The sequence below is a fragment of the Echinicola rosea genome (genome assembly GCF_005281475.1).
In the GTDB taxonomy this organism is placed as follows: domain Bacteria; phylum Bacteroidota; class Bacteroidia; order Cytophagales; family Cyclobacteriaceae; genus Echinicola; species Echinicola rosea.
This window is the reverse complement of the sequence record NZ_CP040106.1, coordinates 1,046,920-1,068,946: the sequence shown is the minus strand read 5'-3', so window position 1 is coordinate 1,068,946 and position 22,027 is coordinate 1,046,920. Positions and strand designations below refer to the sequence as shown.

Sequence of the window (22,027 nt, the reverse complement as noted above, 5' to 3'; positions counted from 1 at the left end):
CCTGCAAGGCGGATTCAGTTAATAAGTCCCAAGGATGTATCGCTTCCTTATGACGGCCCTTGGTATGCCTGTTTTCCAGCCAATGGTGGAGGCCGTTAAGAAGGGGAGTTGGCTCGCGTCGTGGAACAGCGAGACCCACTCGGTTTTAGGCCGTAGCCATCGGGTGGAAATTAAAATGGGTAACGGATCCACGTCGCAGGGGAAATCCATGTTCCATTTTAAAAGGCAGACCATCGGCCTAGATTTTTTTCTTTCTTTTTTCATCAATGGAAAAAAGGAAAAGGATAAAATCTACCAGGATGATCAGGTTTCCCCAGCCAAAGTCAATCAAAAAAAGGACTTTTAGGTATATGAAAAGAAGGAAATCCCCTTAACTAAACGGCATCGAACTGGGAATATGCACTCAGCTATCTACGCCATGGCCAAGTATTGCGACCGCCATCGGGACAGGCTATGACGATCCCAAATGCATAAACTGGGTTGAATCTTTCTGCTGCTTTATTATTTCTCCATCACTTGGAAAAGATAGGAGACGGTAAACTCCAGGTTGGTGATTTCCATGTCAAAAATCCGGTCTTGGCTTTCCGGCCTGCCAAGTTCATAAGAAGCCCTTACTTCAGCGACAATGGTACTTTTTCCAAAAACTTTGGAAATACCGGCGCCAGCAGTCAGTCCATACATAAATTTCTTGGGATCATCTCCCGGCTGGCCATAGGTAGGTAAAATAGGCAAGTCAGGATTCTTTGATTCAAATTCTCTCCGGACATCGGTAGCGTTAAGCAAATAGCCAAAGTGGGGTCCCATCTTGATGTGGAATCTCCCCGATCGTCCAAAATAAAAATTGGATAGAAAGGGGATTTTCAGGTAATCCAGCTCCGTTTCGTTAGAGAGGGTTTCATCTTCATTGTACTCGACATAGCCAGTCGTCAAATACTGGATATCCAGCTCCACTCCCGCATGGTTTTTAAAATAATGCTCGATGGCTATGCCGTAAATGGGCTTGCTTTTTACGCCATGAGCTTTTGTCTTTGGAATGGCCACTGTGGGTCGATAAGACATGCCAGAGTATGAAACTCCCCCACGAAAGCCAACACTAAGTTGAGCATGTGCCAATGTAGCAGTTCCTGTCAGCAGCAAGCAGAGAACGATAAATTTATATACAGGTGTGATACTGGATTTCAATATGATGTAATTAAACTGCTAATTTGGCCAAGTGAATTAAAAAAAGGAAAAAAACAGCCCACCGTAGCGGACTATTTTTTCTTGTCTTTTTTGATCTCGTCCAGGTCGTCCCTGTCTTTGAGCTTTTTATCTTCTACATTTTTGTTCAAAAACTCATTGATTTTATCAATGGGAAAAGAACTTGAAATTTCCCCAAATGAGTCGATGTTCATTTTAAAGCCATCCAACTCGGGATTAACTTTAGGGGTTTCCTCTTTTTTCTTTTTTTTAGCCATGACGCTTCCTTTCTGTTTATACAGCCATTTATTGGTATCAAAAGATCAAAAGCTACACAAATGGCGGTGACGTAAGATTATTTTGCTTTGACCTCCAAGGTATTTAACGCAAAATCGATCCTTTTGATTAGCTCATCTTTACCAATAATGGTAAAAATCTCCATGAGATCAGGACCTGCGCCTACACCCGTTACTGCTAGTCGTACCGCCTGCATTACTTTTCCAAGCTTTATTTCTTGGCTTTCCGCAGCAGACTCCAACATGGCTTTAGCGCTTTGGGGCGTAAATTCCCCTTCAAACTTGCTAAGGGAATCCTTGAAGGCAGTAAGTACGGCCACGACATCCTCATTCCATTTTTTGGAAGCTACTTTTTCATCGAATTCCGTAGGTGCGATCAGCATAAACCGTCCTTCTTTCCACAGGTCTCCGGGGAATGTAGCCCTCTCTTTCATGATGGCCACGATTTGTTCGGCCTTGGCTTGAAGGATTTCGATGTCCTCTTTCTTAAGGTCTTCGGTCAGGTAATGGGCCAGATCATGGTTTGACTTAGCTTTGAGGTATTGTTCGTTAAACCATTTCGCCTTATTGATATCAAATTTCGTTCCCGATTTACCGATGCGTTCTACAGAAAAGGCATTGATCAGCTCTTCCATGCTGAAGATCTCTTGGTTATCGCCAGGATTCCACCCCAAGAAGGCCAGGAAGTTTACAAATGCATCCGGAAAATATCCCGCTTGTCTAAATCCTTGGGAGAAATCACCCGTACGAGGATCTGTCCAGTCCATTGGGAAAATGGGGAAACCATTCTTGTCCGCATCCCTCTTGGAGAGTTTGCCATTTCCGTCAGGTTTTAGCAGGAGCGGAAGGTGGGCAAACTGCGGCATGGTCGCTTCCCAGCCCAAGTATCTGTACAATAGAACGTGGATAGGCGCAGAAGGCAACCACTCCTCGCCACGAATTACATGCGTGATGCCCATCAGGTGGTCATCTACGATATTGGCAAGGTGGTAAGTGGGCATGCCGTCAGATTTCATCAGTACCTTGTCGTCCAAGGTATTGGAATGCACCATTACCCAGCCACGGATCATGTCATTCAGGCGTATTTCTTCTTTTCTAGGGACTTTCAGACGGATCACATAAGGATCACCGGATTCCAATCGGGCTTTTACCTCATCTTCCGGAAGGGTCAGGGAATTCTTCATCTGGGTCCTGGTGATCGAATTGTACTGCGGAGAAACTACCCTTGCTGCGGTAAGCCGCTCGCGCATGGCATCGAGTTCTTCGGAAGTATCAAAAGCATAATACGCATGGCCTTTTTCTACGAGGTCCATGGCATATTGCATGTAAAGCGGCTTTCGTTCTGACTGACGGTACGGGCCGTGAGGACCTTCTTTCCATGGGCTTTCGTCTGGCGTGATGCCTATCCATTCCAAGGCTTCCCTGATGTATTCTTCAGCGCCTGGGACAAATCTCGTCTGGTCAGTATCTTCTATTCTCAGTAGGAATTTACCCTGATTTTTCTTTGCAAAAAGATAATTGTAAAGGGCAGTGCGGACACCACCGATATGGAGGGCTCCTGTGGGAGATGGAGCAAAACGAACGCGTACTTCTTTAGTCATTGCTTTGATTTTCCTTTTTTGTAAGGTGATAAAGCCGGCAATTTCCGGTCTCAAATTCAAAAGGCAAAGATACAAAAAGATGGCAAAGGGTAGGTAAACTATAAGGAGTTTTCCAATGCAATGGCATTTCTTGGACATGCTCAGGACAGAAATAGGAACCGCCTATAGATACACCATCAGCGAGGCCTGCGGATTAGGTCAAGGACTCAGTTATGGATCAAGCGGAAAAGCTGGGGACTGATGGAACGCTGATAACGCAGATGATTATGATTTGCGCGGATTTTTTTTCTTAAACCCACATTTAATGCCGTTTAGTTAGTGCGTATCTGGAAAATACGGGTTCTATCTTTTTTCCTTGGGCAGTTATTATTCTAGCTAAATTCCAAGTTGGTTTTTCATCCCTTTACCTTTGTTACTTTTTTGCTACAGGTCAAAAAAGTAACCCGAAAACCCCTCCGCTACGCCACGGCGCACAGGTGTACATCTATTGGCCTAAAATTAAAACCTTCCCTCATGCAGGCAAACTCCCTCTTTTTAGCTGCCAACATTCTTTTTGGTCAGCATTTCGTCAAACAAGCCTGCCTTCTTTCCCGCCCCTTTTTAATTTCTTAACGCCCAATACCTGCAAGGCGGATTCAGTTAATAAGTTCCAAAAAGGTATCGCTTCCTTATGACGGCCATTGGTATGCCTGTTTAGCTGCCCATAGCCGTCAGGCTAACGCACGTAAGTTGCTATAATCTATATCCTTATTGATGTTGGCGCTCTTCATAAATGGCGTAGGGGATTACACATCCCGAACAGCTATAGAATGTGTCGCCCCTCTGGGGCTAGCTTTCGAGTGTAATCTTTCAATGCAGGCCCTACATGCACTTGGTGACTTTGGGACATTGTGGCATTTTTATGTATCGGTGGTTTTTCCATTAAGAAAACTGGCAGCCCCCAACTTTTACGCTTGATCCCCAATTACCGTAGGTGCGGCCAAAATTTTTGAAAAAATAAAGCCCGGAGAGTTGGCTCCGGGCTTTGGTGAATTAAATTATTACTACCAGGGCTTGTGCTTGGTTTTACTACATTGCTAATTTAATTATATACTGCTAATGCTCAAAGTTTTATCTGTGATAAAATTGGTAAAAATCACGTAGTTCCTTCAGTTATAGCCCTATATCCACTTGATGGCGCAAGATATCCTCAAAGCTTTCACGTTGCCGGATGAGGTGAGCTTTGCCATCCAGCACTAAGACTTCTGCAGGACGTAGCCTGGAGTTATAGTTGGACGCCATGCTAAAGCCATAGGCACCGGCATTTTTGATCGCCAGGATATCGCCTTCTTTGACTTCTTTGAGTTTTCTGTCAGCGGCGATGGTGTCTGTCTCACAAATGTAGCCTACGATGGTATAGACCCGATCCGGACCAGTGGTACGGGAAATGTTTTCGACACCATGGTAAGCGTCATACATCATGGGACGAATCAGGTGGTTAAGGCCAGAATCGACCCCAATGAATGTAGAAGCTGGCGTAGATTTAACGACATTGGCATTGACAAGGAGGTGGCCGCATTCGCTGACCAAGAACTTGCCTGGTTCGAACCAGATTTCGAGCTCCCTTCCGTAGTTTTGGCAGAATTCCTTAAAGGCTGCAGAGACTTTTTTCCCTACTTCCACCATATCTGTGGTGATGTCACCTTCTTTATAGCCTACCTTAAATCCTCCACCAAAATCGAGGAATTGGAGATCTTTGAATTCTTTGGCAGCGTCAAAGAGGATTTCCGCTCCTTTTAAGAATACCTCCGCATCCAGAATATCAGAGCCGGTATGCACATGGAGTCCTTCGACTTTTAGGTTATGGACTTCTACGATTTTGAGTACATGCTTCAATTGTAGGATGGAAATACCAAATTTACTATCGATGTGTCCAACAGAAATTTTGGCGTTTCCACCAGCGAGGATATGCGGGTTTAGGCGGATGCAAAGCGGCACACTATTGCCATAGTAAGTGCCAAAATGTTCCAGCATAGGAATATTATCGATGTTGATCATGACACCCAAGTCCACGGCTGCTTGAATTTCTTCAAAAGAAACGCAGTTTGGCGTAAACATGATTTCCGATGGAGCATATCCGACGTGCAGGCAAAGCTTCACCTCCTCAATGGACACCGCATCCACACCAGTTCCGGCTTTTTTCATTAGCTTGAGAATGTTGATGTTGGAGAGGGCCTTGGTAGCATATTTTATCTTCAGGTTTACAGAAGAAAAGGCTTTTTGTAAGGTGGCCACTTGATCCAGTATTTTCTGTCCGTCATAGACATACACTGGTGTGCCATATTCCTTGGCGATGTCCAATAGCGGAACACCCTGGATCTGGTATTGTTGGTTGTCAATAGTCATGATACATCCATAATAATAAATGAAGAGGGCAAAGATAGAAAAGGCAGACCAACAAAAAAAGGAAGGTCATGCCTTCCTATTATGCTTTCATAGAACTTATCATGAATTACCGGTGCTTTATCGGCGTCAAATATCAAACGCTGTTTAAAAACCGTCATTCTCCTTTTTGGACGCTTTTAGTGCTTCAATTAGACTTTCGAGCCGTTCGATGGTCTTGTTAGCCTCTTCTTCAGTCATTTCGATCTGACCATTTTCATCTTTATCAAAGGTAAAAACCTCCACTTGACGATCTTTGCTGTACACCATGGTATTGCCTCTTTCTAATTCTACAGGGTCAAAATCGAAATCCCTTTGATGGATCGGTACGCCAAGGACCACTTTCTTGGTGGGCTTGGGAGCAGCGCTTTCAAAGGTCTTTAAGAATTTGCCATCTTTGATGATCGCCACATCCACATTGTCATCTCGGTTCACCCACGCGACATTCTTGCTTTTGATGGCGGCAAACTGCATCGTCGAGAGGCTTACTTTTTTCTGGTCGATGGTAGTTTCCAAAACCAACTTCTCGTGTTTTCCTTTTGGCAGCACTATCCCCAAATCCTTAAAGTAGGCATCCTTCTCCATGATCTGACGGCTATTATAGGTCTTCGTCACCTCTTCTTTGACACCGTCTTTTTCTGAAGAGACATTCAGGTAGTATTTGATAGGAGTGTTGCCTTCTTTTTCTTGGCCGAATGATACACCAGAGATAATAAAGCAGCAACATGCAACCAACATCCATCTTAATTCTGTTTTCATAGCGGTATGGATTAAGTGAAAAAACAGGTTTAGGACCATGATCCCATAAAACACCACTGGCTTGTGATGGGGTCATGAAATTGAACATAATAAATATACCCGATTCCGAAATAAAATTCTACATGCGTAAGGTTAAGCCTTGTTAAAAATTGTTAAGCTTCGGGCTTACTTGGCAAGAACCTATAAATTTGTATCATGTCTAAGACAAAAATGAAAATTATCATTCTGTTAATGTCGCTGGCCTGCTTGGGTTTGGTGGGCTTCCAGTATTACTGGGTGGCCAACGCTATCCAGATCAATCAGGAGCGATTCGAGCAGAATGTATATCAGTCCTTGGCAGCGAGCATTACCAAACTGGAGAAGAATGAGACCAGTGATATTATCTTGAATGCCATGGCCAAGGACAGCACCTTCAAGCAGATGCTTTTTCAAAAAATAGAGCCTATTGAGTTTAATGTCCGGCGATCCATATCGATTGAGCGAAGGCCATCGATGTTGGATTCCATTTTTAGGCAGAAGGTACCACAGGTGTCACAGACATTTCAGCGGATGATTGCTTCCAGAGGGGGAAAACCCGAAAGCCAGTTTGAGCTTCAGAAATACTTCGAATTGCCCGCCTCTGTGGCCAAACAGCTATTTACACCGGATGAAATGGCCATTTACTTGAAGGAAAAGGAAAAGTACCTTGAATTTGTAGCTCGAAGGGACAGTTTCGTGCAGGTGCAGGATTATATGGTCAACCGAGAGGCGCTCATTACGGACGAATACAATATTTCCGAAAATGCTGCTGAGAACATTGTCAAGGCCAATAAGAAAATTGAGTTGATGAATGTGGTCATGTCGCAGTTATTGGCAGATGCCCAGGAAAACATATTCCTCAGGGTGGATACCACACGACTTCACCGGGATATTGCTTCTCAATTGAAGAAAAGAGGTATTACGGGGGATTTTGAACTGGCCATTTTGGACAGCAAGGATATACTGATTCCGGTCAATTCCATTGATGATAAGGGATCCTTTCACCAGAACAGTATTAAAGCAGAGCTTTTTCCGGGTGACCTGATCAGCCAAGAAAACTTTATTCTTATCCACTTTCCCTCTAAACAACTCCACATCCTAAAGAAGATTTGGTTACCACTGTCCAGTTCGCTTGTTTTCTTACTGATCATCATATTGTGTTTTGTCTATGCGATAAAAGTCATCATCCGCCAGAAGAAGCTTTCGGAGACTAAAAATGATTTTATCAACAATATGACCCATGAGTTTAAAACACCAATAGCTACCGTAAGCTTGGCAGTGGAAGCCCTCCAAGATCCGGAGTTGATCAATCAGGACACCTTCCGCAACCGCTATCTAGGTATCATTAAGGATGAAAACAAACGCTTAGGCTCTCAGGTGGAGAAAGTATTGCAGGCAGCTGCACTGGACAAGAAGGATTTCAAGCTGAAGTTTGAGCAAGTGAACATTGTAGATCTGATAAAGGATGCAAAGAAACATTTCGACCTCCAAGTAGAGAAAAAAGGCGGGCGTATTATGCTGGAGATTGATGTCAATGTCCCCTATCTCGAAGCAGATGCCTTTCATCTTTCCAATATCATCAATAACTTGTTGGACAATGCCAATAAATACTCAGCTGAAAAGCCACAAATCGCGTTAAAGGTAAAGGAGCTGGCAGGTGGTTTTTCCATCACCATCAAGGACAATGGGATGGGCATGTCCAAGGAATCCGTAAAGAAGATCTTTGATAAGTTTTATAGAGTGCCTACAGGAAATGTCCATGATGTAAAAGGCTTCGGCCTGGGACTGGCCTACGTCAAAACCATGGTGGAGGAGCATTGTGGAGAGATTACTGTAGAGAGTGAAATTAATAAAGGAAGTACATTTACGATCACGTTACCCCGGAAAAAATGAGCAAAGCAAGACTTTTAGTAGTGGAAGACGATCCCAACTTGGGAGACATTTTACAAGAATACCTGACCATGAAAGGGTATGATACCATGCTCTGTAGGGATGGGGAAGAAGGCTGGAGCAATTTCAAAAAAGGTAAATATGACTTGGCCATATTGGATATTATGATGCCCAAAAAGGATGGTTTTACCTTAGGAAAGGACATTAAAAAAATAGAAGAAGACCTCCCTATCATCTATTTGACGGCCAAAAACATGAAGGATGATGTGATCGAAGGCCTTAAGATCGGTGCGGATGACTATATTACGAAGCCCTTCAGTATGGAAGAGCTCCTGCTTCGGATTGGGGCGATCCTCCGGCGCACCCAGAAGGAAGAAGATGTGGCCCAAGCTTTAAAAAACTACGCCTTTGGAGACTTGATCCTGCACTATGACGAGCAGATGCTGGAGAGTAATGAGGGAAAGCACAAGCTTACTTCCAAAGAAAACGAGTTGCTCCGGCTGTTGGCAGCCGAACTGAACAAGCCCGTAAATAGAAGTTATGCACTCAAGCAGATCTGGGGCGATGACAGCTATTTTAATGCCCGCAGCATGGACGTTTACCTCAGCAAAATCCGTAAACTTATCAAAGTGGACCCAAAAGTACAGATCATCACACTGCATGGCGAAGGATTTAAGATGGTCGTGAGTGAAGAATGATTTTTTGAGGCCAAGCAGCTTGGTCATTTGTCGCTTGAATGGGATCAAGTGAATAAGGAGTTTCCATCATTTTGCCAAAGATAAAATCACGGAAATAGGCGTTCTAATTCCGTGATTTCATATGGCAGGCTTTAGTACTTTTGCGATCAAAAATACTAATGGTTGCTTCGGTTGAGGAGGTGTTTTAGCTTTTCTCCGACATCATCCACAAAAGGTTCTTCGAATAGCGTAAAATGGTCACCTTTCACGGGAACTACCACTACGTTTTTGCTGTAGTCCGTCCAGCCATTTGCCCAGTGGTTTTCAGATCGTGAAGGGATGATTTTTGCCTTGAACACGATCACCGGTACATCCAGGGAATGGGGAGCATAGTTCACCATTGCTTGATGATTTATCTCCCTGATCTTTTTGATCACTGCTGCCCGACCATCTTGAGGTGGTGCCGGTGCTAGCCCTAATTTCTGCAATAACTTCTCTTTTTTACGCTTTACGGCCCTGGTTTTCATTTTTTGATAAGTTTTCGGGGCTTTTAGCATGACCTGAAAGAGGACTTTTCTTTTGGCCAATTGAGCATTAAATCTGGAGAGTACGCCAGTAGATAGGTGATTTTTTTGCGGTAAATTGACCGCTTGGGTATCAAACATAAGAACCTTGGAGACCTGCTTTCCCATATCGGTCAGCATTCTTGCCATTTCGAATGCCACGTAGCCCCCAAAAGAATACCCCCCTAAAATATATGGTCCGTCGGGATTTTGCTCCAGGATTTCCTGGAGGTAGTGGGCAGCCATTTCCTGTACCGTTTCATTGGGCTTATCTATGCCATTGAGACCTTTGGATTGTAATCCGTAAATCGGCTGTTGCTCATCAAGGCGATCGATGAGCTTATAGAAGGTGCCGGCATTGGCCGCCAAGCCATGGACTAAGTAGAGTGGGGTAAGATGGCCTTTGGATCGGATAGGTACCAAAGAAGCCCATGCTCCATCACCGCTGTTCTGATCCAAATATGCGGCAAATTTCCTGATGGTAGGATGGCTAAAGAGTGTGGTCAGTGGGACATTTTTACCGGTCTTTTGATCCACTGCAGTCATGACCTCCACAGCCAGCAACGAATGGCCGCCCAGTTCAAAAAAATCTGCCTCCACGGAAATGGAGGACATCCTGAGGCTTTTGCACCAGATGTCATGAATCAGCTGTTCCGTTTCAGTGGCTGGTTGCTGCTTGGGATTGACGAAGGAGGGACGAGCAGGTATTGGCTCGGGAAGTGCTTTACGGTCAATTTTTTGATTGGCCGTTAATGGTAGCTTCTCGAGGGGCATCCAATCCACTGGGATCATGTAGGTCGGTAAGGACTTCTTCAGGTTTTGTTTCCACAGGTTAATAAACTTCGAAAATTTCTTTTCATCCGTACTGGAAGCATCCTCCAAGACGATGTAGGCTACCAGTCGTTTATTGCCAGGAATGTCTTCCCAAGTGTGAATGGCAACCTCTTTGATGGCGGGTTCTTTGATCAATTGCTGTTCGATTTCGCCTAGCTCAATCCGAAAACCACGGATTTTCACCTGATGGTCAATCCGCCCCTTGCATACAATTTCTCCGGATGGCAGAAAGCATCCCAAGTCACCTGTTTTATAAATGATGGGATAATCTAGATCAAAATTATTGGGGAGAAAACGCTCTGCGGTGAGGTCCGGCCGGCCGAGGTATCCTTTTGCCACTCCCTCCCCGCTGATGTAGATTTCGCCCACCTCCCCTTCAGCTACTGGGTTCATAGCTTCATCAAGAATGTACACATCGGTATTTGCCATAGGCTTGCCGATGGTAATTTGTGTATCTGAGGGATCGAGCCGCTTCATGGTAGAATAAATGGTCGTTTCGGTGGGGCCGTATCCATTCCATACCTCCTCGCACAGTTCCATCAGACGGATGGCCAAGTCTTTGGGGAATGCTTCTCCACCACTCAGGATGCGGACAGGTAATGGTTTGTCCCATCCGGCCATGACCATCATCCGCCAAGTAGCGGGCGTCGCCTGCATAAAAGAAATCTCTTTTTCCTTCAGAAGGGCAAGCAAAGACCTCCCGTCCTTAATGGCATCGGAATCTGCCATGACGATGGTGGCCCCCGTGATCAGGGGCAAAAAGAGCTCTATCCCAGCAATGTCAAAGGAGATGGTCGTAATCGCCAATAGTCGGTCTTCAGGACTCATTCCGGGAGCTTTCTGAACGCTAAGCAATAGGTTGGTGAGATTTTTATGGCTGATTTTGACTCCCTTTGGATTTCCCGTGGAGCCGGATGTATAAAGAATGTATGCTAGCGAGGATGTGTCCTGTATCCGCTCCACATAAGAGGTACTGTATTCATCAAGGATGGGAAAAATAGTGTCAATATTTAATTTTTCGGCAGTGCATTTTACCTCCTGAAGCACCGATTTGGAAGTAATGATAGCCCTCGCTCCGGCATCTTCCAGCATGTACTGGATTCTTTCGTGGGGAAGTTTGGGATCTACCGGCAAGTAGGTGCAGCCCGCCTTGACAATACCCAACATGGCCACGACCATTTCTATCGACCTGTCCAAAGCAATTGCCAGTATGCTTCCTTCAATGACTTTTCCTGCTGTCAAAAACGCAGCAAATTGATTGGATTTTTGTTCCAGTTCAAGGTAAGAAATGGTCTTTTGATAGAATTCTATGGCCGTTTTATTGGGGTAGGTATCAGCTACCTGATGAAACAAAGCCGTAAAAGATTGGTGAATGTCGCTGCCTTGTTCAAGGCCCTGTAGAATATCATCTAAAAATGGAGATGATCCTTCTTTGGATGCCAAGAAATGCTCAGCATCATAGTCTTGTGTTTTAGAAATTCCCATAGTCTTGAGGAGTAGTTTGGTACTTAAAAATTAACCTAGTAATCGTGTTAAGACATATTTTCCCTTCTGAAAAAAATGCCTAAATGTAGTAGAGGTGGCAAGTTAAATTGGGCGGAAGGGGGAGTAGCCCTTGCCGACGTATTTATATAAAGAATAGCTAGTATTTATAATGTAAATATAAAAACGGAATTCAATAATATAAAAACGTATTTCGTAAAATTACGTAAAAAATTGAATTATTGAATTTGTTCCTAGGAATAAGAATATTTTAAGGTGATAAATACCTGATAACAACCTATTTATAAAGGAGGTCTGGCGATAAATCGCCCGATTTCGTCACCTTCCCTACATTTTTTTTAAAAAAAACCGGTATCATTTCCGGTTTCCTGCTCTTGTATTAGTAAACGGCAGCTAAATAGCGTGGATCATAAAAGCGAAAACATATTCTACGAACTCATCGCAAGGAGGGATTTTGTCGATTGGGTAAAGCATCCATCAGGTGAGCGGAATTATTTCTGGCAGAAATGGATAAAGGAGCATCCTGATGATCAAGAAAGCTTCCTAAAGGCGAGGGAATTTGTTGAGCGGTTACAGGTCAAGCAGCATCATTTGGATGGGGCGGAACTGGACAGCATGCTGGACAAGGTGATAGCGGCGGATGGGCCACCATCAGTACGTGCCACTTTTTCCAAAGCTCAAGGCTTCTTCGGACAATGGCTCAAGGTGGCAGCTATATTGGTCTTATGTCTGATGCTGGCACTTATCAGTGGCGAGGTACTCATGGAAACAGAGGTCATTTCCCCACAAGAGATTACCTGGAAATCAGCAGAGAATCCCCGTGGCAGAAAATCGAAGATCAACCTGCCAGACGGTACCATCGTCCACCTGAATTACGAGAGCAAGCTAGTGTTTCCAGAGCAGTTTGCAGCTTCCCGACGGATAGTGCAGCTGGATGGGGAGGCGTTTTTTGAAGTTGCCCATGATGCCCGTAGGCCCTTTATAGTGCAGACAGAAGGAATGGAAACCCAAGTGCTGGGAACATCCTTTAATGTAAAAGCACCAAAATACAGCGATGGTACCGAAGTATCCTTGGTGACAGGAAAGGTAAGGGTAAAGCTTGACAACCTCAAAGAACAACTCCTAGCTCCCGGCGAACAAATCACCTACCATGCACAAAGTGGAGTGTTCTCAAGGAGAAATTTCAATATAGCACAGGTCACTGCATGGAAGGAAGGAGTAATCATTTTCACAGATACAGATTTTGAGGCATTTATCGATAAGCTAAGCAAATGGTACGGTGTGGACTTTCAGGTCTATGGGAGCACTCCCAAAAACTGGAAGGTCAATGGCCGGTATGAAAATGAAAAGCTGGAAGATATCCTTACGGGGATGCAGTTTATGTATGATGTAAAATTTCAAATCGATGGCAAGAATGTAACCCTAAAATTTGATCCATAAAACCTAGAAAATACCTATCCAAATAAGGAACGTCAATTAACAACCCAAAATTATGAAAGAAAAAATACAAACGATCTGCTGGCGAAGTAGCATTTGGCTATTAGGGCTTGTGCTCCTCAGCGGCACAGTAAATGCTGCCAATGTCCAGAACGCCTCTCTTCCGGCTATGATTGCGATGAACAGCCAAGGGAAGGATTTGAACATGACCCTTTCGGTCAATTATGACCAGGCATCGACCAGGGAAGTATTTGAGCACATCGAATCCAAGACGGGTTTTCGTTTTATCTATGACCGTCAAGCGGTTGCGTTGGACAATCGTTTTACGATTCACAAGAAAAACATCAAGCTGTACGATCTTTTGATGGAAATTTCCCAATCGTCCCCGCTGCGCTTCAAACAGGTGGATGACCAAATCAACGTCCGATTGGAAAACCCCAAACCTAAAAATGCGGAAGAAAATGCCCGCGAAATTACCGTTACGGGCAGGGTGACAGACAGTGATGGGGATCCCCTTCCCGGGGCATCGATCGTAGTGACAGGTACACAAAATGGTACGGTAACGGACCTTGACGGCAATTACTCCATCGAAGTCCCCGAAGGAGCCAACTTGACCGTTTCCTACATTGGCTTCCAAAGCAAAACGGTAGCAGTGGGCAATCAGACTACCTTGGATATTATATTGGACAGCGACCTAGCAGGCCTTGATGAAGTGGTCGTGGTAGGGTATGGCGAAGTCAAGAAAAAGGATCTTACTGGAGCCGTTTCTTCTATCGGGAATCGGGAAATCAACAGCGTGGGGGCGACCAATCCCATGAAAGCCCTTCAGGCCAATGCCGCCGGGGTCAATATTACCCAACGAACAGGCTCCGTGGGAAGTGGATTTGACATCCAGATCCGTGGTGCCAATTCCCTCACAGGAGGGAATCCGCTCTATGTGGTGGATGGGGTGATGACCGACAACATTGATTTCCTAAATCCAAATGACATTGAGCGGATTGATATTTTGAAAGATGCTTCCTCTACTGCGATTTACGGTTCTAGGGGCTCCAATGGCGTCGTGATCGTAACCACCCGGTCTGGAGAGGGCTTGTCAAACCAGAAACCTACTTTTTCTTATTCGGGTTTTGTCGGCGTGCGAACCTTTACCAATATGCCTGATTTTTTAAATACCTATGATGAAAGTATCCAGTGGAACGTCGATCGTCAGGCGACCCGTGACTTGGTACAGGGTGTACCGATAGTGGACTCACCTACCTATAGTTTCCCCGAGGTAATTTCCGAAGATGGCACCAATTACTGGGAGGAGGCATTGGCCAACAGGCGCGGGACGGATTGGTTGGGTGAGTTTCTAAAACCCAGCATCCAGCAAAACCACTTTATCTCTGCCGCTGGCGCTACCGATAATGTCAGCTACGTGGTGGGTTTCGGGTACCAAAGTGATGACGGAAACGTAGAGGGCCAATGGTTCAAGAAATATAATTTCAAGGCCAGTGTAGATGCCAGGCCAAATGACATGTTTGCCATCGGTGCCAATATCAACCTGGCGTTTTCCAACAGGGAATTGATTTCCCGGCAAGGCTATACCCAGCAGCTCTTCCGGATGCCCACTTATGCCCCGGCGTTTGATGCAGATGGCAATGTGATCCAGTCTCCCATGATCGGTATTTCGGGCAATGTAAACCCTTATGCCTTTTTGGAGAGCGGCTCGAAATACAACGAAGAGCAATTTTACGCCATTACCAATTTCTACTTGAAGTTTAGTCCCATGAAGAACCTTAGCTTTAGGACTACTTTTTCTCCCAATGTCAAATTTGGCCGTACAGGAGAGTATTTTGACCGTTTTGCGACTCGATCCATATCAGTAGCCAGGATGTGGAATGATAACAATATCAGCTATATCTGGGACAATCAAGTGAATTACAACAAGGAGTTTGGAGACCACCGTATCGCTTATGATTTCATCCAATCTGCCCAGATGAACCGGCTTGAAAATGCCTTTGCCTATGGTAGGGACGTGCCGTTCAATTCCCTTTGGTACAATGTGCAAAGTGCCCCTCAAAGGGACGCCACTACAGGTTATAATAAGTTTACGCTTCTTTCATTTACCAACAGGCTGAATTATTCCTTTAAGGACAAATTCCTTGTTACCGGAACCATTCGCTGGGATGGATCCTCCAAGCTATCGGAGGGAAATAAGTGGGCGTCTTTTCCTTCAGCAGCAGTGGCCTGGAGGATGACGGAAGAACCTTTCCTAAAAGGCTCTTCAGTAGTCGACAATTTAAAACTCCGAATCAGCTACGGCTACACCGGAAACAATAACATTCCAGCATACTCCACTCAGTCTTCGCTCAACCAACAGAAGTATTACGATTGGGACGGAACCACTGCGGATGGTTTTGTGCCGAGTGCCATTGCCAATTCCAACCTGACCTGGGAGCGTACCCGGGAGTGGAACTTTGGGGCTGACTTTAGCTTTCTCCAAAACCGCATCAGCGGTGAAGTGAATGTTTACGACAGGATGTCCCTAAACCTGCTGATGGAGCGGAAGCTCGCCATGCCCACCGGCTGGGAAGTCATGATGGACAATGTAGGCTCAGTCAGCAATAAAGGCGTAGAACTGCAACTGAAAACCGTCAATGTGGAAACGGGAGATTTTACGTGGGAAACCAATTTTATCTTCTCCAAAAATACCAATAAGATCGTGGAGTTGTATGGCAAAAAAGAAGATGATGTGCCCAATAGGTGGTTTATCGGCCAGCCAGTGGACGTCGTCTATGCAATGGTCTTTGATGGCGTGTGGCAAAGAGATGAACTGCCCACAGAAGATCAGCAGGCTATGGAAGGTACCGCCAAAGTAAGGGACCTGAACGGCGACGGCAACATAGACATTGACAATGACATGACGGTGCTGGGCTCGCCTGCACCAAGTTGGATCGGTACTTTTACGACGAGTTTTAGGTACAGAAACTGGGACCTTTCGGCTTCGGTATATACGAAACAGGGGGTTTACACTTACAGCCCTTTCCATGGAGAATTTACCGATTTTAACAGCAAAGTGATTTTGGATGTCCCCTATTACTTGAGGGATAGTGAAGTGACCACACCGCGCTACTCCAACGAATACCCCCAACCCAGCTACATGGGCCAATACTACGGCGAAGATGCCGAGGATTATGGCTATCCCGGGTTTAATAAGGATGCTTCTTTTGTCCGTGTCCAAAACATCACCTTGGGCTATAATTTCGCTCCGGGTGCCCTGGAGCGATGGGGAGTGACCTCCATGCGGATCTATGCCAATGCACTGAATCCATTTCTGTTCACCAATTACGAAGGATTTGATCCTGAATGGGCCGGTGCGGGCATGTCAGGCGTGGATGCCACCAATACTTCTTACGCCATTTATCAGCTAGGTGCAAACATTAAATTCTAAGTTCATGAAAAGCATAAAAACAATCCTATATACAGCAGCTTTGGGTTTGGCCATATCCAGTTGTGCTGGATACCTCGACGAAGAAAATCTTGGTAACACCACAGCTGAAAACTACTATGGAGACCAAGCCGGATACGAGGGGCTTGTCAATGCCACTTACTCCACGCTAAGAGACGTGTATCAGCCGACACCATATGTTTTTTGTGCCGGTACGGACCTGTTCTTCGCCGCACATGCGGAAGTGCCCTTGGGATTGGCCAGCTACCAGACCTTGACACCTGGAAATGGCCAAGTGGAGGAGCTCTTCAAGACCCTTTACCAAAGCATTCAAATCGCCAATATGGCTTTGGAATATTCGAATGAAACGGCGCCATACACTGCGCTCGAGACGCGGGTGGCGGAAGTGAGGACCATACGTGCATATTACTACTTCCTTTTGGTCCAAAACTTCGGTGACGTGACTTTGGTGACCGACTTGATCAAAGAGCCCATTGTAAGCTTTGAGCGAAATCCTGCCCGTGAGGTGTATGATTTTATCATCAGTGAATTGGAGATGGCCATTGATGACCTGCCCATGGACCAACCTGATTTTGGTCGGGTAACCAAGCGTGTGGCGCAGCATATTTTAGCCAAAGTCCACCTTACCAGAGGCTATGATACCGAAAACGGTGGCTCAGCTGCTGACTTTACAGAAGCTGCCCAGTGGGCAGATGCGGCCATCGACGGCCAGGCGCTGAATTTAGCATTTGGTGAGCTGTTTGAATACCAAAATGACAATAACGAGGAAATCCTTTGGTCCATTCAGTATGCAGAAGCATCCACCTTAAATTCCCCTGCCCACAATTGGGATTACCCATGGGGGCCATTGGTGCAGGGTGCTGACGATGGTGTCAACAAGAAAAATGCCCTTCATCCTACGGAATACCTGTTTACCCTATTTGATGATGCGGATACGCGTTTTGAAGGAACTTTCCTGAACATTAAGACCAGCCCATACACCGGCTATATTTTGAATCCGGAAAGTACTCCCGTAAATTATTATTACCCTCGCACTGCGGCACAATTGGCTGATACGACGGCTTGGCGGGCTGCCTCTCCCAATCGGATGGAGACGATTATCACACCGATTGGCCCATATTGGTGGGATGCGCTTAACCAAACTGATTTTCCTGCCTTGAAGAAGTTTGACCGCTTGCAGTTGCCAGACATTCGCTATACGCATGACCTGTATTTGGCGAGGTTGGGTGAGACGTACTTGATAGCCGCTGAGGCATATCTCCAAGCTGGAGATCTAGGAACCGCTTTGGCAAGGGTGAATGAAGTAAGACGAAGGGCAGCCGCTCCTGGAATGGAAGCTGCCATGCAAGTATCTTCCGTGGACTTGGATTTTATATTGGATGAGCGAGCCAGAGAGTTGGCTGGGGAAGGACTTCGTTGGATGGATCTAAAGCGAACGGGGAAACTGATGGAGTACACCGCCACTCGCAATCCCGATATCAAAGCGATCTATGACAGTGGCACAGACCCATTTTTGGGAGCCAACAGTGAATACAAAATCCTGCGGCCAATTCCATTGTCGGCCATTTCACTTGATGCAGGCGATTATCCACAGAATCCTGCTTATGAATAAGAGTTTCATTGGGATTTTTTGATACTGACCAATCTCTCCGCTTTTCCACTTCTGAAATGGAAAAGGGAGAGATTTTTTTTAACAAAGTTTTTCCGATGGCAGGAATGTGCAGGATGGGAATGATTGGTTCATATAGGATATTGGATGGTGACAATAAGCTGAAAAGCAGCCAAAAGCACGCTATCAGCAGTCATTAGTTGGGGAGAAATCAGGCAGTCAATTGATGGATGCCGTGATCCCAAACTATTCCCTGATAAACCCCTAGAGGCCCCATGTGAAATGCCGATTCCGGTAAGTCTTCATCAGGGCCATACAGCTATTAGCTGTTCCTTTTGCTAGATAGAAAGTCAATTATACAAGTCAAATCAAGTGACAGGCATTGTGAACATGTTTCCTGTGTCTGCTGCCCAAAACCGAAAAAAGTAACATGTTATTTACAGGTAAAGCCTTGAAGCCCACGACCCTGGGAGTAATTATAGGGAACCGTGATTTTTTTCCTGACAAGCTGGTGTCCGAAGCACGGAAGGATGTCTTGGAATTGTTGGAAAAGCTTCATATCGTCCCCATCATCCTAGATGATCAAGAAACCAAATTGGGAGGAGTAGAGACCTTTCAGGAAGCTACCAAATGTGCTGAGTTATTCAAAAAACACCGAGATGATATCATGGGGGTGCTGGTGGTCCTGCCAAATTTTGGTGACGAACGCGGCGTAGCGGAAACGCTTAAACTGGCCGATCTGAATGTCCCCGTATTGGTCCAAGGGTATCCCGATGACCTGAATAAACTGGACGTGGCCCGAAGGAGGGATGCTTGGTGTGGCAAGATTTCCGTATGCAACAACCTGTACCAGTTCGGGATACCCTATACGATTACCACCGACCATGTGGTGCATCCCTCAAATCCCAAATTTACGGAGGACTTACAACAATTTACGGCTGTTTGCCGCATTGTAAAAGGCTTGCGCAATGCCCGAATTGGTGCCATTGGTGCCCGGCCGGGAGGGTTTAACACAGTACGATACAGTGAAAAATTGCTCCAACGTAGCGGTATTTCCGTGACCACCATCGATCTGTCTGAGATCTTGGGCAGGGCGGACAAGCTGGATGCGGAAGAAGCAAGGGTAAAAGAGCGACTGGAAAAAATCCATGCCTATGCTTCAGTGGGCAAGACCCCGCAGCATGCCTTGCACCAAATCGCCAAAATGGACGTGGTACTCAATGAATTTATGGAAGAAAATGTCCTCGATGCCACCGCCATTCAGTGCTGGACATCGGTGCAGCAAAATTACGGCTGTAATGTCTGCACCAGCATGAGCATGATGAGTGAAAACATGATGCCCAGCGCCTGTGAGGTGGACGTGACCGGTACCCTGACCATGTATGCCATGCAGCTGGCATCGGGCTCTCCAAGTGCATTGGTGGACTGGAACAATAACTACGCCGATGACCCTGAGAAGTGTGTGCTCTTCCATTGTGGAAACTGGGCCAAGTCCTTCTTGCCGGATATCGAAATCAGCACTGCTCCGATCTTAGGAACGACCGTGGGGGAGGAAAATACCTATGGAGCACTTTCTGGCAGAACACCTGCTTCTCCCCTGACCTACGGAAGGATCAGCACCGATGATCCCCAAGGCAAAATCAAAGCCTACATTGGAGAAGGCCACCTTACAGATGATGAACTGAACACCTTTGGCAATAGAGCGGTCTCCAAGATTCCTGACCTACAAGGCCTGATGCAGTACATCTGCAAAAATGGCTTTGAACACCATGTGGTCATGAACGCCTCCCATACGGCCAGCATCCTCGAGGAGGCCTTTGGTAATTATATGGGTTGGGAAGTGTACCGACACGGCGATTGAGTATGAGATATGAGTCTTGAGGCCAAATTCCCCTCTTTTAGGAGGTTAGGGGGTAAACAACCAAAAATGAAACAACCATGACAACCAAAGAACTCCAAATAAAATCGCTTGAGTACCGCAAGAAGGTACTTCAGTATATCAAAAAAGCCAAAGCAGGGCATACTGGAGGCAGCCTTTCCTGCACGGATATCCTCAATGTACTTTACAACGAAGTAATGAATGTCTCCCCAGCAAATTTCAAAGACCCCAACCGTGACCGCTACATCCAGAGCAAGGGCCATTCGGTGGAGGCGCTGTTCGTGGTGTTGGCAGACCAGGGTTTTTATCCGGAAAGTAATATTGAAACCCTTTGTCAGTACCAATCCCACTTCATCGGCCACCCCACGCGAAAAGTCCCCGGTGTGGAGCAGAATACGGGAGCGTTGGGGCATGGGCTTCCCATCAGCGTAGGCACGGCCTTGGCTGGAAAAATGGATAGCTTGGATTACCGGGTATTTACATTGATGGGAGACGGTGAATTGCTGGAGGGCTCCAATTGGGAAGCGGCCATGGCCGCTTCGCACTATAAGTTGGATAACCTGGTAGCGATCTTGGACTACAACAAATTGCAGATCACCGGTGCGGTGAAAGACGTCTGCAATTCCGAGCCTATAGATCAGAAATTTGAAGCCTTCGGCTGGAGCGTGAAGCACGTGGACGGCAATGACGTGGAGGCTTTGAGCAAGACGTTGAAATCAGCGCCCTTCGAAACGGGAAAACCCAGTTTTGTGATCGCCCATACGGTCAAAGGCAAAGGCATTAGTTTTATGGAAAACAACATCAAATGGCACCACGGTGTACCCAGTGATGAGCAATATGCTGATGCCCAAAAAGAACTGGATAGCCAATTGGTAGAACTTTCAAAAGCAATCATCTGATGACAGTAAAAACAACCCATACATTAAAAAAAGGCTTGGCCAACTTGGAAGTCTTTTCAGCTACATTGCAGGGTCTGGCGGAAGCAGACAGCAATATTATCGCAGTGACCAGTGATTCCAGGGGATCGGGAAAATTAGTGCCTTTCGCAGCCAAATACCCCAAGCAGATCGTGGAAGTGGGCATTGCAGAGCAAAACTTGGTGGGCGTGGCCGCTGGATTGGCTTCGACGGGCAAGAAAGTATTTGCTGTTTCACCGGCGTGTTTTCTGACGGCCCGTTCACTGGAGCAGATCAAAAATGACATTGCCTACTCTGACAACCCTGTCAATGTGATAGGCATCAGTGCAGGGGTGAGCTACGGTGCACTGGGTTCTACACACCATAGCCTTCATGACTTTGCCGTGCTCCGTGCGGTCAATAATATCATGGTGGTGGCACCTGGTGATAATTTTGAAACAGAGATGGCCATTCGACAGGCCGCTGCATTGGAAGAACCTGTGTACCTCCGTTTTGGCAAGAAGCCTATGCCCTTCCTGAGCGATAACAAGGATTTTGCCCTTGGCAAGGGACGTGAAATCCGAGGAGGCAAGGAGGTAGCCATAGTCGCTACAGGCGAAACGGTTTGGCCGGCGATGCAAGCGGCAATGCTGCTGGAGGAGGAAAAAGGCATCCAGGTAGGAGTGATCAGCATGCACACTATCAAACCGCTGGATACTGCCCTTTTAGAAAGCATCGCCAGTAGGTATGCTGCGATCATGACGGTGGAGGAACACAGTATTTATGGGGGACTCGGTGAAGCTTGTGCTTCTTTTCTCTTGCAATCGGGCTATCAGAAGAATTTTAAACTAATGGGGATACCCGACGAATATACCGTGACAGGTTCTCAATTGGACATTCTAAATCACTATGGCATTTCAGAAAAAGGGATCGCCGATGAGGTGCTGAAATTGCTGCGGTAAATATTGACCAAAGGACCATGTAGGTTCTGAAAATTTGCGTGGTCTTCCATAA

The 22,027-nt window shown here is 45.9% G+C and carries 15 protein-coding genes; 9 read left to right on the top strand and 6 right to left on the bottom strand.

Going from position 1 to position 22,027, the window contains the following annotated elements; all coding sequences use genetic code 11:
• Positions 1 to 34 precede the first annotated feature (34 nt).
• Complete coding sequence (locus tag FDP09_RS04465; protein ID WP_137401503.1) at positions 35 to 346, top strand: hypothetical protein; 312 nt, start codon at positions 35 to 37, stop codon at positions 344 to 346.
• 155 nt (positions 347 to 501) lie between these two features.
• Here the strand turns inward: FDP09_RS04465 and FDP09_RS04460 are convergent, their stop codons facing one another.
• The 5 genes from FDP09_RS04460 to FDP09_RS04440 all read right to left on the bottom strand — a co-directional run bounded on the left by FDP09_RS04460 (position 502) and on the right by FDP09_RS04440 (position 6,256).
• A complete protein-coding gene (locus FDP09_RS04460; protein ID WP_456236449.1) occupies positions 502 to 1,170 on the bottom strand; it encodes a porin family protein in 669 nt (222 codons plus the stop codon).
• 83 nt (positions 1,171 to 1,253) lie between these two features.
• Positions 1,254 to 1,457 carry a hypothetical protein gene (locus FDP09_RS04455; RefSeq protein ID WP_137401501.1) on the bottom strand — a complete coding sequence of 68 codons (204 nt, stop codon included), beginning with the start codon at positions 1,455 to 1,457 and terminating at the stop codon, positions 1,254 to 1,256.
• A 77-nt stretch (positions 1,458 to 1,534) separates the two neighbouring features.
• Positions 1,535 to 3,076 (bottom strand): glutamate--tRNA ligase, encoded by a 1,542-nt coding sequence (gene gltX / locus FDP09_RS04450; RefSeq protein WP_137401500.1) that lies wholly within the window; start codon positions 3,074 to 3,076, stop codon positions 1,535 to 1,537.
• A 1,152-nt stretch (positions 3,077 to 4,228) separates the two neighbouring features.
• Positions 4,229 to 5,461: a diaminopimelate decarboxylase gene (lysA, locus tag FDP09_RS04445; protein WP_137401499.1), complete on the bottom strand. Its 1,233-nt coding sequence runs from the start codon at positions 5,459 to 5,461 to the stop codon at positions 4,229 to 4,231.
• Positions 5,462 to 5,605: 144 nt separating this feature from the next.
• On the bottom strand, positions 5,606 to 6,256 hold the full coding sequence (locus FDP09_RS04440) for a hypothetical protein (protein ID WP_137401498.1): 651 nt from the start codon (positions 6,254 to 6,256) through the stop codon (positions 5,606 to 5,608).
• 195 nt (positions 6,257 to 6,451) lie between these two features.
• Between FDP09_RS04440 and FDP09_RS04435 the strand changes: the two genes are divergently transcribed.
• Entirely contained in the window at positions 6,452 to 8,167 is a 1,716-nt protein-coding gene (locus FDP09_RS04435) for a sensor histidine kinase (RefSeq protein ID WP_229683394.1), read from the top strand.
• The gene (locus FDP09_RS04430; RefSeq protein ID WP_137401497.1) at positions 8,164 to 8,862 is read left to right on the top strand and encodes a response regulator transcription factor; all 699 of its coding nucleotides are present in this window, start codon (positions 8,164 to 8,166) and stop codon (positions 8,860 to 8,862) included. Before FDP09_RS04435 ends, FDP09_RS04430 begins: the two co-directional genes overlap by 4 nt.
• 155 nt (positions 8,863 to 9,017) lie before the next feature.
• Here the strand turns inward: FDP09_RS04430 and FDP09_RS04425 are convergent, their stop codons facing one another.
• Positions 9,018 to 11,723, bottom strand: a complete 2,706-nt coding sequence (locus tag FDP09_RS04425) for a non-ribosomal peptide synthetase (RefSeq protein ID WP_137401496.1) — start codon at positions 11,721 to 11,723, stop codon at positions 9,018 to 9,020.
• A gap of 420 nt (positions 11,724 to 12,143) precedes the next feature.
• On the opposite strand from FDP09_RS04425, the gene FDP09_RS04420 reads away from it, so the two are divergent.
• From FDP09_RS04420 to FDP09_RS04395, 6 genes are all read left to right on the top strand, one after another.
• Positions 12,144 to 13,181, top strand: coding sequence for a FecR family protein (locus tag FDP09_RS04420; RefSeq protein WP_137401495.1), 1,038 nt, complete (start codon positions 12,144 to 12,146; stop codon positions 13,179 to 13,181).
• Between the two features lie 52 nt (positions 13,182 to 13,233).
• Entirely contained in the window at positions 13,234 to 16,611 is a 3,378-nt protein-coding gene (locus FDP09_RS04415; protein WP_137401494.1) for a SusC/RagA family TonB-linked outer membrane protein, read from the top strand.
• 4 nt (positions 16,612 to 16,615) lie between these two features.
• Positions 16,616 to 18,241, top strand: coding sequence for a RagB/SusD family nutrient uptake outer membrane protein (locus tag FDP09_RS04410; protein WP_137401493.1), 1,626 nt, complete (start codon positions 16,616 to 16,618; stop codon positions 18,239 to 18,241).
• 427 nt (positions 18,242 to 18,668) lie between these two features.
• Positions 18,669 to 20,099 carry an L-fucose/L-arabinose isomerase family protein gene (locus FDP09_RS04405; RefSeq protein WP_137401492.1) on the top strand — a complete coding sequence of 477 codons (1,431 nt, stop codon included), beginning with the start codon at positions 18,669 to 18,671 and terminating at the stop codon, positions 20,097 to 20,099.
• Positions 20,100 to 20,176: 77 nt separating this feature from the next.
• Positions 20,177 to 21,016 (top strand): transketolase, encoded by an 840-nt coding sequence (locus FDP09_RS04400; RefSeq protein ID WP_137401491.1) that lies wholly within the window; start codon positions 20,177 to 20,179, stop codon positions 21,014 to 21,016.
• Positions 21,016 to 21,975, top strand: coding sequence for a transketolase family protein (locus tag FDP09_RS04395; RefSeq protein WP_137401490.1), 960 nt, complete (start codon positions 21,016 to 21,018; stop codon positions 21,973 to 21,975). Before FDP09_RS04400 ends, FDP09_RS04395 begins: the two co-directional genes overlap by 1 nt.
• The last annotated feature ends 52 nt before the right edge of the window (positions 21,976 to 22,027 follow it).